This window comes from Humiphilus diazotrophicus, assembly GCF_059726315.1.
Genome location: NZ_AP040869.1, coordinates 417,750 through 430,668, shown reverse-complemented (window position 1 = coordinate 430,668; position 12,919 = coordinate 417,750). Strand labels below are relative to the sequence as shown.

12 protein-coding genes and 1 pseudogene are annotated in these 12,919 nt (G+C 52.5%); 6 read left to right on the top strand and 7 right to left on the bottom strand.

The genetic code is table 11. The features are described from left to right. Nucleotides 1-44: 44 nt before the first annotated feature. On the bottom strand, nucleotides 45-455 hold the full coding sequence (locus tag AC6I7T_RS01520) for a hypothetical protein (RefSeq protein ID WP_497788025.1): 411 nt from the start codon (nucleotides 453-455) through the stop codon (nucleotides 45-47). Between the two features lie 433 nt (nucleotides 456-888). Between AC6I7T_RS01520 and AC6I7T_RS01515 the strand changes: the two genes are divergently transcribed. Together AC6I7T_RS01515 and AC6I7T_RS01510 are read left to right on the top strand one after the other, a co-directional pair. After that, complete coding sequence (locus tag AC6I7T_RS01515) at nucleotides 889-1,629, top strand: hypothetical protein (protein ID WP_497788024.1); 741 nt, start codon at nucleotides 889-891, stop codon at nucleotides 1,627-1,629. 248 nt (nucleotides 1,630-1,877) lie between these two features. Further along, the gene (locus AC6I7T_RS01510) at nucleotides 1,878-2,231 is read left to right on the top strand and encodes a hypothetical protein (RefSeq protein WP_497788023.1); all 354 of its coding nucleotides are present in this window, start codon (nucleotides 1,878-1,880) and stop codon (nucleotides 2,229-2,231) included. Nucleotides 2,232-2,420: 189 nt separating this feature from the next. On the opposite strand, the gene AC6I7T_RS01505 is transcribed toward AC6I7T_RS01510, so the two are convergent. Continuing rightward, nucleotides 2,421-2,696, bottom strand: coding sequence for a hypothetical protein (locus AC6I7T_RS01505; protein ID WP_497788021.1), 276 nt, complete (start codon nucleotides 2,694-2,696; stop codon nucleotides 2,421-2,423). Between the two features lie 58 nt (nucleotides 2,697-2,754). On the opposite strand from AC6I7T_RS01505, the gene AC6I7T_RS01500 reads away from it, so the two are divergent. Then, nucleotides 2,755-3,447 carry a hypothetical protein gene (locus AC6I7T_RS01500; RefSeq protein ID WP_497788020.1) on the top strand — a complete coding sequence of 231 codons (693 nt, stop codon included), beginning with the start codon at nucleotides 2,755-2,757 and terminating at the stop codon, nucleotides 3,445-3,447. Between the two features lie 24 nt (nucleotides 3,448-3,471). Then, a complete protein-coding gene (locus AC6I7T_RS01495) occupies nucleotides 3,472-3,990 on the top strand; it encodes a hypothetical protein (protein ID WP_497788018.1) in 519 nt (172 codons plus the stop codon). Nucleotides 3,991-4,160: 170 nt separating this feature from the next. Here AC6I7T_RS01495 and AC6I7T_RS01490 read toward each other — a convergent pair whose 3' ends face one another. From AC6I7T_RS01490 to AC6I7T_RS01470, 5 genes and pseudogenes are all read right to left on the bottom strand, one after another. After that, entirely contained in the window at nucleotides 4,161-5,375 is a 1,215-nt protein-coding gene (locus AC6I7T_RS01490; protein ID WP_497788017.1) for a hypothetical protein, read from the bottom strand. Nucleotides 5,376-5,435: 60 nt separating this feature from the next. Continuing rightward, a complete protein-coding gene (locus AC6I7T_RS01485; RefSeq protein ID WP_497788015.1) occupies nucleotides 5,436-5,813 on the bottom strand; it encodes an energy transducer TonB in 378 nt (125 codons plus the stop codon). A gap of 915 nt (nucleotides 5,814-6,728) precedes the next feature. Then, nucleotides 6,729-7,673 (bottom strand): annotated as a pseudogene (locus tag AC6I7T_RS01480) (macro domain-containing protein). 847 nt (nucleotides 7,674-8,520) lie between these two features. After that, a complete protein-coding gene (locus tag AC6I7T_RS01475; protein WP_497788014.1) occupies nucleotides 8,521-9,588 on the bottom strand; it encodes an MBL fold metallo-hydrolase in 1,068 nt (355 codons plus the stop codon). A 674-nt stretch (nucleotides 9,589-10,262) separates the two neighbouring features. Next, on the bottom strand, nucleotides 10,263-10,796 hold the full coding sequence (locus tag AC6I7T_RS01470; RefSeq protein WP_497788012.1) for a YybH family protein: 534 nt from the start codon (nucleotides 10,794-10,796) through the stop codon (nucleotides 10,263-10,265). Between the two features lie 243 nt (nucleotides 10,797-11,039). Between AC6I7T_RS01470 and AC6I7T_RS01465 the strand changes: the two genes are divergently transcribed. Next, nucleotides 11,040-12,146 carry a sensor histidine kinase gene (locus AC6I7T_RS01465; protein WP_497788010.1) on the top strand — a complete coding sequence of 369 codons (1,107 nt, stop codon included), beginning with the start codon at nucleotides 11,040-11,042 and terminating at the stop codon, nucleotides 12,144-12,146. Then, the gene (locus AC6I7T_RS01460; RefSeq protein ID WP_497788008.1) at nucleotides 12,127-12,912 is read left to right on the top strand and encodes a LytR/AlgR family response regulator transcription factor; all 786 of its coding nucleotides are present in this window, start codon (nucleotides 12,127-12,129) and stop codon (nucleotides 12,910-12,912) included. The genes AC6I7T_RS01465 and AC6I7T_RS01460 overlap by 20 nt, the downstream gene beginning before the upstream one ends. Nucleotides 12,913-12,919: the final 7 nt, after the last annotated feature.

Genomic DNA, 12,919 nt, shown 5'->3' with positions numbered 1-12,919 from the left:
TCAGTGGAGCCGTCAGCCACATTCTGATTGGAGGCAAGAATCGATCAGTCATTCTCGCCTCCTGTCACAAACACTGGCACGAATGCTACATCTGGCGCCCTCTTTCGTGCGATGGCCATGGCAACTTCAGTACGTAGTTGCGGTCGATTCTGCCGAAGCCATGCCATGGCCTCTGAGATGGGACAGCCTCCTGAAACCACGATATGTGCCAACAGATGCCCGCAATCTGGAGCCGGAGAAACCTCTTCGACAAAGATCTCGCAGCCTTGTAATTGCGAACAACTGCTCGCGAGCGCCAGATTCAAGGCGCGCTGGACCTGACGGCAGAATTGCTGTGTCTTCCGCAGTACCTTCCGATCAGTTGATGAGTTCTCTGGACTGTTGCCCAGAAGTGCTTCGGCGAACTCCGGATCAGCGGACTCCACCGTTTGATAACGACGATTATGCAACTTCACAAACTCTCCCTTGACGCGCAGGCGCGCGACTTGCCGTCCCGCGCATTTTGCGCAGGTGCGGCTTCAACTCATGGGTTGAAATGGGAGCCAGCCCGGCCGGCTGGATCAGGCGGCGACGAGAAGGCTCGACGGCATCGGACTATTGGCAATCGGCGACATAGTCTCCTCCGGTTTTCGTCGAGTCTGGAATCGGCCTGTGAAGTTACCGATTCGCCTTATGATTATGCCCGCATTCGAGCTTTCATTCAATCTTGATTCGGTAATTCGTTTGCTCGGAAATCGAAGCCATGCTACTTTGTTCAAGGAAAGGAGACGTCCATGCAGATCAATCTTCGATTGCGTGACTGTGTGAATGGCACGGCACAGGACGGCTCTGTTTCTGCCTTCCTCTGCCGCGTATAACGGCAACCCGCAAACAATTAGAAGGGAACGTATGACGACCCAGGAGTATCTGTGTCGGCACTTCGCCCGTATGGGTGCGCGCGTAGTAGTGCGCGAACCTCGCCCCAGGCAGCGGACGAAGATTGCAATTGATGTAGGCAGGGACCGTTCCGGCGAAGTATTTGTCATCGGGTGTGAGGAAGAGATTGCAGTCGAGGTTCTCGACGTGCAGCCGCATTCGCACCACCTGGTGCTGATGGTTCGAGATGGAAGTGACAAACACAAGTTCCTGCTTGGGCAGGATGAACGCCACTGGTTTGCCGCAGCCGTGCCTGGCGATAGTGTTCGCGATGTGCGAACTGCGATTGCCAACCTGCGTCCCACAGAGGTCGAGGGGCGCGAGGCGATCCGGCAGGGAGAGTGGTTCTTTGTTCCGGAATCCGGCGTAAACGACAAGGACGCCGTGATTCTGCGCAACGAACCCTTGAGCCGTGGTGGTGGCAGCAAGCCTCACGTCTGTGCGCAGATGATGAGGAAAGGCGGCGAAGCTGCAATGGTGTGCCGTGCATATCCGACGGGCATCAGTCTCGCGAGCTACCACGAACTCGTGGCAAACAACCCCGACGCGCGCAGTCTCGGCTGGCGCCAAATGGTACGTGACGCAGCCGTCTATGTGCGTGGCGAGGTCAGACATAAAGATCACAAGACCATCGATCTTTGGTGCTGGCATCGCGTATTCATGAACCGGGAACGATTTGCGAAGCATGCTCCGCAAATTGCGTTCTTGGACTAACCCTGGTACTTCAGGCCTCCACAAGAGGCCTGAGGTACAGGCAATTGTATTGCTGAACTCGTGGCATTGAGAATTGCAGATAGCAACGGAATATGCGCGATCAACTGCGGCTGATAGAGCGGCTTAAATCTTTCGAACCGCAATTTCGGGTAGTTGGATTGGTGTTGGATTGACAGTGTATTCCGATCCACCAAGCCGTTAGACTAGAGCTCACCGCAAAATACAAGACATTCGTGGAGATGATTGGCATGGCTCCTGTAGTTTTATTTCGACCTGTAGGGGAAGCAGAACTTGCATTGGTTCGCGAGAGCGGATGGAAGGCCTTTCCGCCGCGGCTGCCGGAACAACCAGTTTTCTATCCAGTGTTGGAGGAGGGATACGCGATTCAGATTGCTCGGGATTGGAATGCACGCAATGGTAAGAAGGGATTCGTTTTGAGATTCCAAGTGGCCTCTGAATACATCGCTCATTATCCCGTCCAGACTGTGGGATCTCAAATTCATCGCGAGTATTGGATACCAGCTGAAGACTTGCTCGAGTTTAATAAAAGCATTATTGGGCCAATCGAAGTGGTGCACACATTTGAAAGTCAAGATTATTGAGGCGCGGGTCTCAGGAGTAAGCAAACCTGCCACAAATTGAGCGCCTTTGCATCGTCTGCATCCGTGATACACACGGACTTCACTGGCAACTGCTTAACTGCATGCGTATTTTTGGCTACAGGGTTCGTCACTTGAGTCTGTGATTTGCAGGGGAATGAAGAAGATCGATTGTTTTCCAATTGAACATGTCTAGAACCAGTGATCGTGCATCCGTTGAAGGAAGTTAACAGTGAGCGGATACCCAGAGGCAGAACCAATTACGGAGTCGATACCGCACTTCGGACAGAGGGCAGTCTGGTCGTCGTCTACCCATTCCATAATCTCTGCCGGCTGGAATACCGCAAAGCAGTAGAAACATCCACAGCATGAGCTGGCCTCCAACTCTGCGCGATGCTGGCTGCAATGCCTATGCGCCTTAAGATGGTCCTGATTGGGACCAGGCGCGTTCAGGTTAAGCGTCTGCATGTCCTACACTGTACAGGCACGTTGAGATAGGATCTAGAGCTGTGGTTGAAATGCTTCCATGAAAAGGCGTATACGGCGGTGGTTCAACTCAAAGTTGAATCCCAAGGAGCAACTTGATCTCTCCTCGCTGTATTCGCAACCGCCGCAGTCGCTCGCCGAAAAGTATCCCGACGTTCCGGTTCCTGAGCCTGAACTTTCTCCGAGACTGCTTGCAGCACGATGGGCAAGCCATGATCTATATGGAGAAGATATGCCTGGCATCGCAGCGGATCTTCTGGAAGCAGGTTATGATACGCCAACCCTTAGGCGGCTTGCTGGTGAAGTACAGATAAACGCTTCAGCGGATGTTGAGCCGATGGTCGGACGAGTATTTCATGAACTAGGAGTGACATATCCGATTTCAGAGAGCCAAGCAAATCTCATTGTTACTCGACAGATTGCCAGGGAAGTGATTTCAGGGCGGCGTAATGTCTGGGCTGCGGCTAGCCATTTAGAGATTGTAGTTTGGGCCTGGAAGCCTGCCGGGGCCGAACTCGAGACGATCTTTCTCGTCAATGATGAAATCGATTGGGACGCTTCAACGCGTCGTCCGATACCTGCGTTGACCTTCGCTCTTCACGAAGCGTTTTCCCGTCTGGCAGCTTTAAATGACGAAGAGAGATTTTTGGCCAGCGAAATATCGGCTGATTGGCGGGGAGGCTACCACACAGAGCGAACTCCCGCCTATGCCGCGCCGAGCACGCTAATATAAGAGGTTCGATGTCGGGAGAATCTCTTGAAAACCCCTTTACCGAGTGCTATTGAGCAATTGAACTCTGTCTCTTATGTTGACCTGCGCGAAATCTCCGAACCGAACAAGCAGGTGTTCAACTCCTTGAGGATCGTTGTTGAAGAAGCCGTGGTCAATGAGAACGCGGTGTTAATTAGCGACCGACCGGAGCTTGCAAATCTGCTGGAGGGAGCACATCCGATAGAGGCCGTTTACGGCTGCAAAATGTTTCAGTTGTCGTGGAAACACTACCTAGCATATCTAGTGACCGAGGAACTCGTAGGGTCGAACGCCCCGAACGGCTATAACGACGAGATCTATACCGGCAAGATTCTGCGCGTCTACACAAGATCTCACTTTCTCGACCATATAATGCGCGATACAGGTGGTCATATCCAAGAACTCTTGCATTACAAGCTGATCTGCCTGAATCACCTGATTGACGTAATCTCTTACTACCCGCCAGAGGTGGAGGTGCATGTGCCCGATCAAGGTTCTCCCCAGCAAGAGGATTGGCTTCAGTAGCTCAGGTCGGGTGATGCTCCCGGATCACCTTGATCCGCCGAAACACTGATCTGAATGGGCTCTAATTAAGATAAGTCTGACATTCGTTCCCAACCATGTCGAACGGGAGGAGCACTCAGTGGAGATTTGCCATGCCCTGGAGGAACTGAACCGGTCTATAGCTCGGAAAGTTATTTCGGGCAGTCTCCATAGTCTCCAGATGGTTGTGTGACTTTGATCAGGCGAGGTTTCTCTGTATTCCTTTGCTGGATAGTGAAGTAGAAACGTCCTATATCGTCGGCTGTAAAACAAACGTGTTCGAGATCGCCATCGCGTCTCACGGAAACATCCCCAAGCATCCCAACAGAGAACCAGTTAGGATCAATATTCTTTGATTCCTCTCGCGCTGATATGATTTGCGGTCGAAGCAAATGAGAAACCTTAGTGGTTGCTATATCCGCGACTGGCTTGTTGTTTGAGAGACGCCAGAACAGTTCGTCTATCAAATCGAGTTCAGGCGTTGTAGATGTCTTCCCCAAATCGAGGATATCTGTGGGCGTAATCCGCAGCCGCCTGGTCATCTGCCTTGCCTCGCAGGAACCACATCCATAAAAACTACGAAATTCGTCCTTTTCCCCAATTGTCAGAACATCATTGGCAAATTCCGTGCCAATTTTCTGATCGATCATGAAGTCATGCCAATCGATCCACAGAAGGGTGGCGGAATCTCCGTTCCAACGCCACACGCTGGTCTGATGGCCGACAGTGGCTCCCATAATCTGTGCATATCCAGCGTCAACGTAAAAGCGGGATCTTCCTGCCGAATCGGAAGGAAGTACTCCGATAGCCGCATAGAGGGGGCCGCAGGTTCCCGGTGGATGTCCCGAACCCTTTTCTCGGCATTTGTCGCCAGCGCGTTCTGCCTTCCAAGCGCCGAGAAGATCACCTGAGTCAATTTTCTGTGGCGTCGCATTGTGGATGGACCAAAGAAGAGCTGGCTTACCTCCACGCAAGCCGACAATGAACACAGTTCCAGCTTCGCCGCTGAATTGAGAGGCCAGGAAAAGATGTGGGCCAATTTCTATAACAGAACTCTGTGCCCCCTCTTTTTCGCCGCAATCTCCGGCGCTGGATGGTAGTAAGCATAGAGCTGCATCGAGATCTCCAGCAGTGGCTTCTGGCTTTGTCGACAAAACTTCGATTACTGCTTGAGCGCTGGCATTCCACATCTGCTCTAAAGCTTGGATTCCCTCTTTTGAGTCGTCGTGAAGAAAGTCACCGCTTGTATGTGTGTGGAATTGCTGATTGGCCTCTTGATAACTTTGTGCTGCCCTTTGACCGAAGAGGCATAAGTTTGAAGTTGCAAGGAAGAATAGAAAGGCAACGAACCAGCGACGAGAAAACATTGTGTGGTGTCCTAAATGAGCGTTGCACAAGCTCACATACATATGCATTGACAGTTATGGCTAAGACGCCTGCCGCATGATTTGTGGTCCAGCACCGCAGCCAGGAGGTAGGGGTAGAAGGTTTCCGCCTTTTGTACCGCCTTTCCCATCAGGCAAATACATTGGAGAGGCTTCTCCATCGCCAAGGTAAAAGATTGACACCTGGGTTTCGACGGTAACTGGATGACGATCCAATTCGTAAGGCTTATATGACCAATGCTTCACGGCCTCCACGGCGGGTTCGCGTAATTCCTCAAATCCGCTCAGAAAATCGACGTTGGTTACCCTCCCGTTTCTATCCACTACAACCTTGAGCACTGCCAGTGCGTTGGAACACTGGTTTGCAAGCGGAGGTTTTGACAGAACCGGTATGGGGAAATCTAATAAGCGTGCTGCCATCGTTTTTTAGGTACCATTATTGGCTTTGAGTGAGTATCTGTATTTTGAGTTAACGAACAAGACACGACGGCAATACTGAACAAGAGCGACTTCAGAGGGCCAATCGTAAATTGGAAGTTCATTGCCAATTACTATAGCTCGGAGTCCGCCAGTTTAGTTACGAAAACGGCCGTTGCTTTGACACAGACTCCGCTTCCTCTGCATGTTCTCGGCGAATGCCAAATGCCAAAATCCAAGATTGGCTGCCCAGGGCCTCTGCGCACTAAAGTTCCGTATATCCGAAAATGATAGTGGGGGTACAGCAGCGTTCAGCAAATTATCTGAGAGGAGCAAGATGAAAAAGATTGGCGGCAGTCAATAATCGCGGAAAGCAGATGTCAATTTGTTTATGCAAGAGAACTATATTGACAGCAGCGCCCTATTATCTTGACAGTCCGATGATCCTGGATGTGGAGAAATTTCTATTGATGCTTTCAATAGACCTGAGCCCTGCGGAGCATAAAGTTCAGCAGCGGACTCAGAGATCGATACAAAATCGCTGATCTCGAAAAAAGGGGTTCTGCTGACTCTGAATCCATAGCAGCGAAAAGCACTGCGCATCGCCGATATCTTCTCCTCATTGAGGCCATGGCATATTGCGTCTGCAAGAAAATAGTTGCATTTTTTCTTGCAGAAATAGACTGGTTATATGGTGCAAACAATTGAAAATCAAACAGCATAGCGCATCAGAAGATCCGGTGGAGGATGGTCGTTCTCAGCATAGGGCTTCCCGACCTAGGCAGTTGCCAGACCGCCGATTCTGCTCCACCCCGGTTGGAACAGAAAGGTAGTATCCACTTCGTTATTCGAGGGATCTATGGAGTGTGCATAGTTAGCGTGCACGCTTCGGGCCGAGAGTCAATCTGATTTTCCGAATTATAGAACGGTGGGAGACGTGAGCCAGTTCTTTTGGCTGAGCACCTGGTATGCGAGTTTGATCTGGCGTTCGCTGAATTGGCGCTTCCGTTCGTTCCAGCCATAGACGCCCCGCAGCACGTCGCCCCATATCCGTTGTGGCACGATGTGCTGCGACCCAATGTGCAGTGGCTAAGAGTTCCAGACCGAACGGCGTCTCGAAGCCATCGGCCAAATCTGTCACGCGCTGGATTTTCGACATCGTATCAGGGCTGGTTGCGAGGATACGTTTTGCATCGTCAACCGCACCGGGAACCAGTTTTAGTTCCTTGCTGGGAGACTCGCCACCATCCGCATACCCAGTCAGGAAGTATTCCTCGATCCTCTTCAACAAGTGACGAAGATTGGTTGGGTAAGGACCGTATGTCTCAGGGACAAACTGCAACCGCAACGGCTGCCCTGCCTCCTGCAGGAAATACATCAGCTTCTGTATCTCAAGCAAAGTGACGAATGGATCGAGCAAACCTGCCAGATAACGATTCACCAGTCCCACCAGAGCGGCGCGACTCGGATTCATCTCTGGAGGAGTGGCGTTTTGAGCGGGCGCTTGAGATTCGCGCTCAGAATTCGGCTCGAAGACTGTTACCTGGAGGTTGTCCAAAGCCCCCAAGGCCCGTTCGATCCGGGGCCGGACTAGCTTCCAGTCGCGTCCTCCCAGGCCAGCACCGAGCGGCGGGACGGCGATTGAATGAATCCCTCGATCCTCAATCTCCTCGTGTAGACAAACATCCGTCCCGGTTCCACTTCACCGCGCTCACAGGCCTCTGCATAGGCCACAAAATTCGCCGGAAACTTGTTTTTGAATTGCAGAGCAATGCCTCGGCCCATCACGCCAACGCAATTGACTGTGTTGACGAGTGCTTCGTCATTCGATTGCAGGATGTCCCCTGTCCGAAATTCCAGCATGGCAGTCGTCTCCATGTCATCAAGTCTTCAGGAGTACTAGTAAGAAAAATGCAACAAATTTCTTACGAGAGAATTCGTTGAGTGTATCCGATATCAATTCACACGGGGAGAGCCCGAGAAATGGGGCACATACTCAGGCCAGTCTGCTTGTCCGGCTGTAGCCTTCCAAACGGTCGATCTCGCTTTGGGGGCGTATCCGATTTGAGGTTGTCAGGATTTGCCCCTCATTCGGGCCAAGAAGTCTTCCAAAGGAAAGAATTTATGTCTGTGGAGTTTTGGCCGTGGGTGTTGGGCTGATTCCACACGATCAGCCCGGTGGCCCGCAGTTAAAAAGCTTGTTGCATTTTTGTCGCAAACACTGCCCAGAGGGCCGTTTTTGCCGGTTGCGTCGGTTTATAAGTGCTTATCCGTATATAAGTTACAGTTTTCTTGGTCTCATGGCATGCAGGTGTTCATGAAGTTCCAGCTTTTTCATAGATAGTTACGATTACCAAGGATCGAGATGCCGAACTCTCCCCCTGTCCAACAACCCTCCTTTGTGGTGCCGACTTTTCGTATCCCTTCACTGAAGTAAAAGACTTAACCTCGAACCGCATTCCTTATTGCGAAAGTCGAGCTAGACTCGACTTTTGCGTATTTGGTCAGATGCGGGCTTTCCGGAACGCGGTCAGAGGTCTCGATTCTTGCTTCTGACTACTTCTCGACGCATTCTTAAGTGGGGCTTGTGGCTTTGCTGTCTTCAGAGATTCAATTCAAACATGAGAAGCAAAGCATGACGAACTTGGCATTCCTTTACGACTTCCAACTTGACAGCTATCGCACCAAGGGGTCGATGGCCCGAAGATTGTTACTGAACAGGTGCCTCGTTCGGCGTCGAGAGTTCTTGGAAGAGCCCGTCGACACTGCTTCGAACAATGTCCTTGATACCCGTAGGCTTGACATAAGGAAAACGAGCGTTGATGCGTTCCACTGCAGCTTGCTTCGCCGCCTCTGTGAACCCAGAGCGGGCGATCTCCTCAGCTGCGATCTTTCGGCAGGTTCTCAAGTAGACGCGTTCGTCTTGGTACAACGTCGACGGCGGACCGGAGGTGCCGTGTCCGGGATGGGCCGTGCGAGCGTATGGAAAAGTCGTCTCAAGGCGGTCCAGGATACCAAGCCAAGATCCGGAGGCCGCTTCGAGGATCGGTCCGTGAAGTCGATTGAGTACCGCGTCACCAACAAACAGATCCTGTGTCGCAGGAAGGTAGTAGGCCGTCGTACTGTGAGCCTCGCCGCGCCCTAACTCACGTGCGACGATGGTTAGGCCATCGATTTGAAGCGTGGTGTTGCCCTCGAAGGTTTCACCCGGCGGTACAAACACTTGCGGAGTAATTGAGGGCGCGTCGCGCTGCGTTGCCGCACTCGCTCCATAGGTATCGTTGCGGATCGTGTCGGCAGTCGCCTGCGATGCATACACAACAACTCCCGGAAACGCCTGCCTGAATAGACCAATACCGGTGTAATGATCTGGATGCGGATGCGTGATCAGGATCGCTCGCACTGGTTTACCTACAGCACGCACAGCGGCTAGTGCTTCTGCCGCGTGAATAAGGTCACGTTGGACATCAATCACGACTATGCCTCCGCCTGGCGTTGCTATCCAATAGGTGTTAACGGTTCCTGTCTCCGCGTAAGTCCAAGCACCGACAATTCCTGGCGACACTGAGGCATGCGGCGCCCGGTCATCTTTGTCCAGCGAGGCTGTCGTCAACTCTCTCTGTTGGAGCATTGTGACTTCATGTCGTGGTTCGTTATGACCCACGAGAGGCGAAGTTTCTCGTTGAGCAGACACGACGCTGGGCGTCACGACACCGAGACCGAAACAAAAGAACATTGCCAGTCTCCGAGGGATAGTCACAACTGTAGTTCGCTTCATGGCGCTCCTTATCATTGCTGTATGTGAAGGTTGTGGCTCTTCTGCCAGACAGCGCGGGCTTGCATCGAGGAGACTCAAGAGTGTCGGATCTATAGATCCACATCCGCAACCTGTGGGTCTACGCCTTACCGACGCGGGCGACTGCCTACTTGGGTTGGCACTTCCGTGCGGACTTCTTTCCGATTCTTAACGCCGAGGTTACGACTGACTCCCTTCACAACAGAGTATGTGCTTCAGCGCCAAGACAAGGAATGATCGGACGTTCTTATTCCATTGCAATTCGTTCTAAATAAGACTCCGTGGACGTGGTCATTGACTTTTCTTTGGGGGAGAGGTTCTCAGAGAGTGGCTACGAAGAGCGACCCAATGCGCGGCTTAAGAGCAAGTTGTCGTACAAGTTCCAAGCGGACAGGATCTGAAAGGGCCTGAAAGATTGTGACGAGCTGTTCAGCGGATGCTGGCTTCTTGGACGCTGTTATACAGTTCGATTGTAGTCGAACACACTTGCATCGAGTCGTCCGCCATGCACAGCGGGAACCTTTGTCTTTCAATCACCACGGTTGAGCCGCGGTAAATGCAGTGCTTCTTACATGTGAGCGTTGTTCTGATGTCTCTGCGTATCACCGACCAAGCGACAGTTCTATCGTGGAGTGTTGGCGCTCTCCGGTCATTCGTTACCGGACGGGTGGATTCGATGAATAGGTCATTCCGGCTATCCTCCAACCGTCGCTTCCTTTAACCAGAACCCATGTTTCACTCCCCCGATTTGTTTCTTTCCCGTCCGCCAGGAAGACGAAGTCGAAATAAACCGAGGCAATGGTACCGTCGCTGTTTTGCTGCAGGTGGGTATGGGTCGGATTGAAGCTGATCTTGGCTGTTGACACTTGCTTTGCAAAATCCTCATAATTTCCGATTCGCACTTTCAACGCTGCCGGGTTCTTGGCCTTCTGAAGCGCGAACGCTTCATCCGAAAGCACATTGAGCCACATGCCGCCCTGTGCGAGGAACAAGCTTGCGAGTCTCGTGCCGTCATGAGCGACTACCGCTTCGTGGTAGGCGTCGATTACGTGCTGGACGTCGACGGTGTCCGCTGCGACATTCGAACTAGTATTCTGGATGCCGTTGTTTGCTGAAGGGCTTTGAGCCGAGCCTACAGTGCCAAGCAAACCTGTGAGAGCAAAGACGCAGCTAACGATGAGACGTTTCATGAACTACTCCTCATTGACGAAGAGCTGCAGAGGTCGGAGAGACTTAGCAACGACGTCAACTGCGACTTTACGCAATTTCTCAGAACGGTTACCGAATATGTTCCGAACTGGCCTCTATGAGTGGCAGGGCGGTTTAAGGACGCAACGGGCCGCCTTCGAGTGAACGAACTGAGGTCGAAACGACCACTCCGCGCGACGTTTCTAGAGAGGATAACGGCTCAGCGAGGAAGACAATCTGTCAGAATGGCATTACAGGCGACGATGAAGAACACTTCCAAATGGTTTGGCGCTTCTGTCATGTTTTGGACCGCGATCGCCGTGGTCTTCGCCTTGCCTCAACTAGGTCCGAATAGGCCTTTCCACAGAGCTCTCATCTCGGCGCTGGCGCAATGGTGGTCGTGGGGGCTCCTCGTCCCCGTCATCGTAGCTCTTGATCGAGCCCTTCCATTTCGAGTAAACCGAATCCTGCCTCGCGTCCTTACGCTGTTCTTCCTAGGTCCGCTAATTACCATCCTTTACGGTTATGTCGAGGCGACACTGAGAGGTTTGCTTGGAGTGGCGGCATGGTCAAGCCTCACCAGTTTGGGGATACTCACGGAAGTTCTCCGAGAGATGTTTTGGAGCATGCTTGTCTACTGCCTCATTGTGGGGGTCTTTGAGAGCTATCGCTATCATCAACGCCTTGTTTCGGCTGAATTGCAGATGGAGCGTCTACAGCGGAACTTTTCAGAGGCTCGCCTCAATGTGTTGCGGATGCAGCTTGACCCGCACTTCCTCTTCAATGCGCTCAATACAGTGTCATCGCAGGTCGAGAGGGATCCCAAACTTGCGCGGAAGATGATCGAACACCTGGGCGACTTGCTGCGCCTCTCTCTGGACTCGCTGGGCGGACAAGTTACAACTCTTGGCGAGGAGATGGCGTTCCTCGATCACTACCTCTCCATACAAAAGATTCGTTTTGGCGAGGCTTTGAAGATTGAGAAGAGAATCGACCCAGAAGTGACCGATGCCCTTGTTCCCAGCCTTTTCATCCAACCTCTGGTGGAGAATGCGACCCGCCACGGCATCTCCAAACGAGTCCGGGGCGGGTCCATCGTTTTGAGTGCCCAGCGTTTCGAGGACAGGCTCGTCGTTCAGGTGTTAGACGATGGCGTGGGATTGCCTGCGGGTTGGTCGTTCGAAAGTCATAAGGGCGTAGGGCTCTCGGTGACACGAGAACGATTCGCGGGATTGTACCCGGACAACACGAGCCAGTTCGACGTCCGGCGTAGACGTGAAGGCGGCACGGAGGTGTATCTTTCACTTCCATTGCATAAGCGAAAAGAGACACATGATGGAGAAAAAGCCTGACGGTATCCGAGCACTCATTGTGGATGACGAAGCACCGGCTCGCCAGCGTATCTCCGACCTGCTCAATCAGGATCCCGAGGTAATTTCTCTGCGAGAGGCGGGGGATGGAGAGACGGCAGTGCACATGATCCTGAGCGAACGGCCCGACCTGGTACTTCTGGATGTGCAGATGCCTGAACTGAATGGATTCGCGGTAATTGAAGCGGTTGGCTCGGAGCATATGCCGCTTACGGTTTTTGTGACCGCGTATGACCAGCATGCCATCCGCGCCTTCGAAGCAAATGCTCTGGACTACCTGCTCAAGCCCTTCAGTGATGAGCGGTTCGAGACCATGATGACACGAGTGAAGAGCAGCAGGAGCGATTTGCAGCTTCGGGAGTTTGGCCAAAACGTTGCCCGGGTGATGGCGATGCAGGCGACGGAGACGCGCTACCTGGATCGACTAGCCATCAAGGCAGATGGAATTACACGATTCCTGCATGTGAAGGACATCGAATGGATCGAGGCTTCGGGCGTATATGTCACGTTGCACAGCTCGGGGAAAGAACTCCTTTATCGTGCTTCGTTGACGGAGCTGGCGCGAAGTCTCGACCCGCGCCGCTTTCTTCGTATTCACCGTTCGGTGATTGTCAATATTGACAGTATCGTGCAGCTGGAGCCACTCTCCCATGGAGAGTTTGAGCTTTTATTGAAGGATGGTTCCCACGCCCGTGTCAGCAGAACCTATCGCACCACGATCGAGAGCAGATTAGGGCAAAAGCTGTAGACCGGAG

Coding starts and splice junctions, on each gene's coding strand:
- AC6I7T_RS01515 (WP_497788024.1), top strand. CDS start 889: ATGACGACCCAGGAGTATCTGTGTCGGCACTTCGCCCGTATGGGTGCG.
- AC6I7T_RS01510 (WP_497788023.1), top strand. CDS start 1,878: ATGGCTCCTGTAGTTTTATTTCGACCTGTAGGGGAAGCAGAACTTGCA.
- AC6I7T_RS01505 (WP_497788021.1), bottom strand. CDS start 2,696: ATGCAGACGCTTAACCTGAACGCGCCTGGTCCCAATCAGGACCATCTT.
- AC6I7T_RS01500 (WP_497788020.1), top strand. CDS start 2,755: ATGAAAAGGCGTATACGGCGGTGGTTCAACTCAAAGTTGAATCCCAAG.
- AC6I7T_RS01490 (WP_497788017.1), bottom strand. CDS start 5,375: ATGTTTTCTCGTCGCTGGTTCGTTGCCTTTCTATTCTTCCTTGCAACT.
- AC6I7T_RS01485 (WP_497788015.1), bottom strand. CDS start 5,813: ATGGCAGCACGCTTATTAGATTTCCCCATACCGGTTCTGTCAAAACCT.
- AC6I7T_RS01475 (WP_497788014.1), bottom strand. CDS start 9,588: ATGAAGCGAACTACAGTTGTGACTATCCCTCGGAGACTGGCAATGTTC.
- AC6I7T_RS01470 (WP_497788012.1), bottom strand. CDS start 10,796: ATGAAACGTCTCATCGTTAGCTGCGTCTTTGCTCTCACAGGTTTGCTT.
- AC6I7T_RS01465 (WP_497788010.1), top strand. CDS start 11,040: ATGGCATTACAGGCGACGATGAAGAACACTTCCAAATGGTTTGGCGCT.
- AC6I7T_RS01460 (WP_497788008.1), top strand. CDS start 12,127: ATGATGGAGAAAAAGCCTGACGGTATCCGAGCACTCATTGTGGATGAC.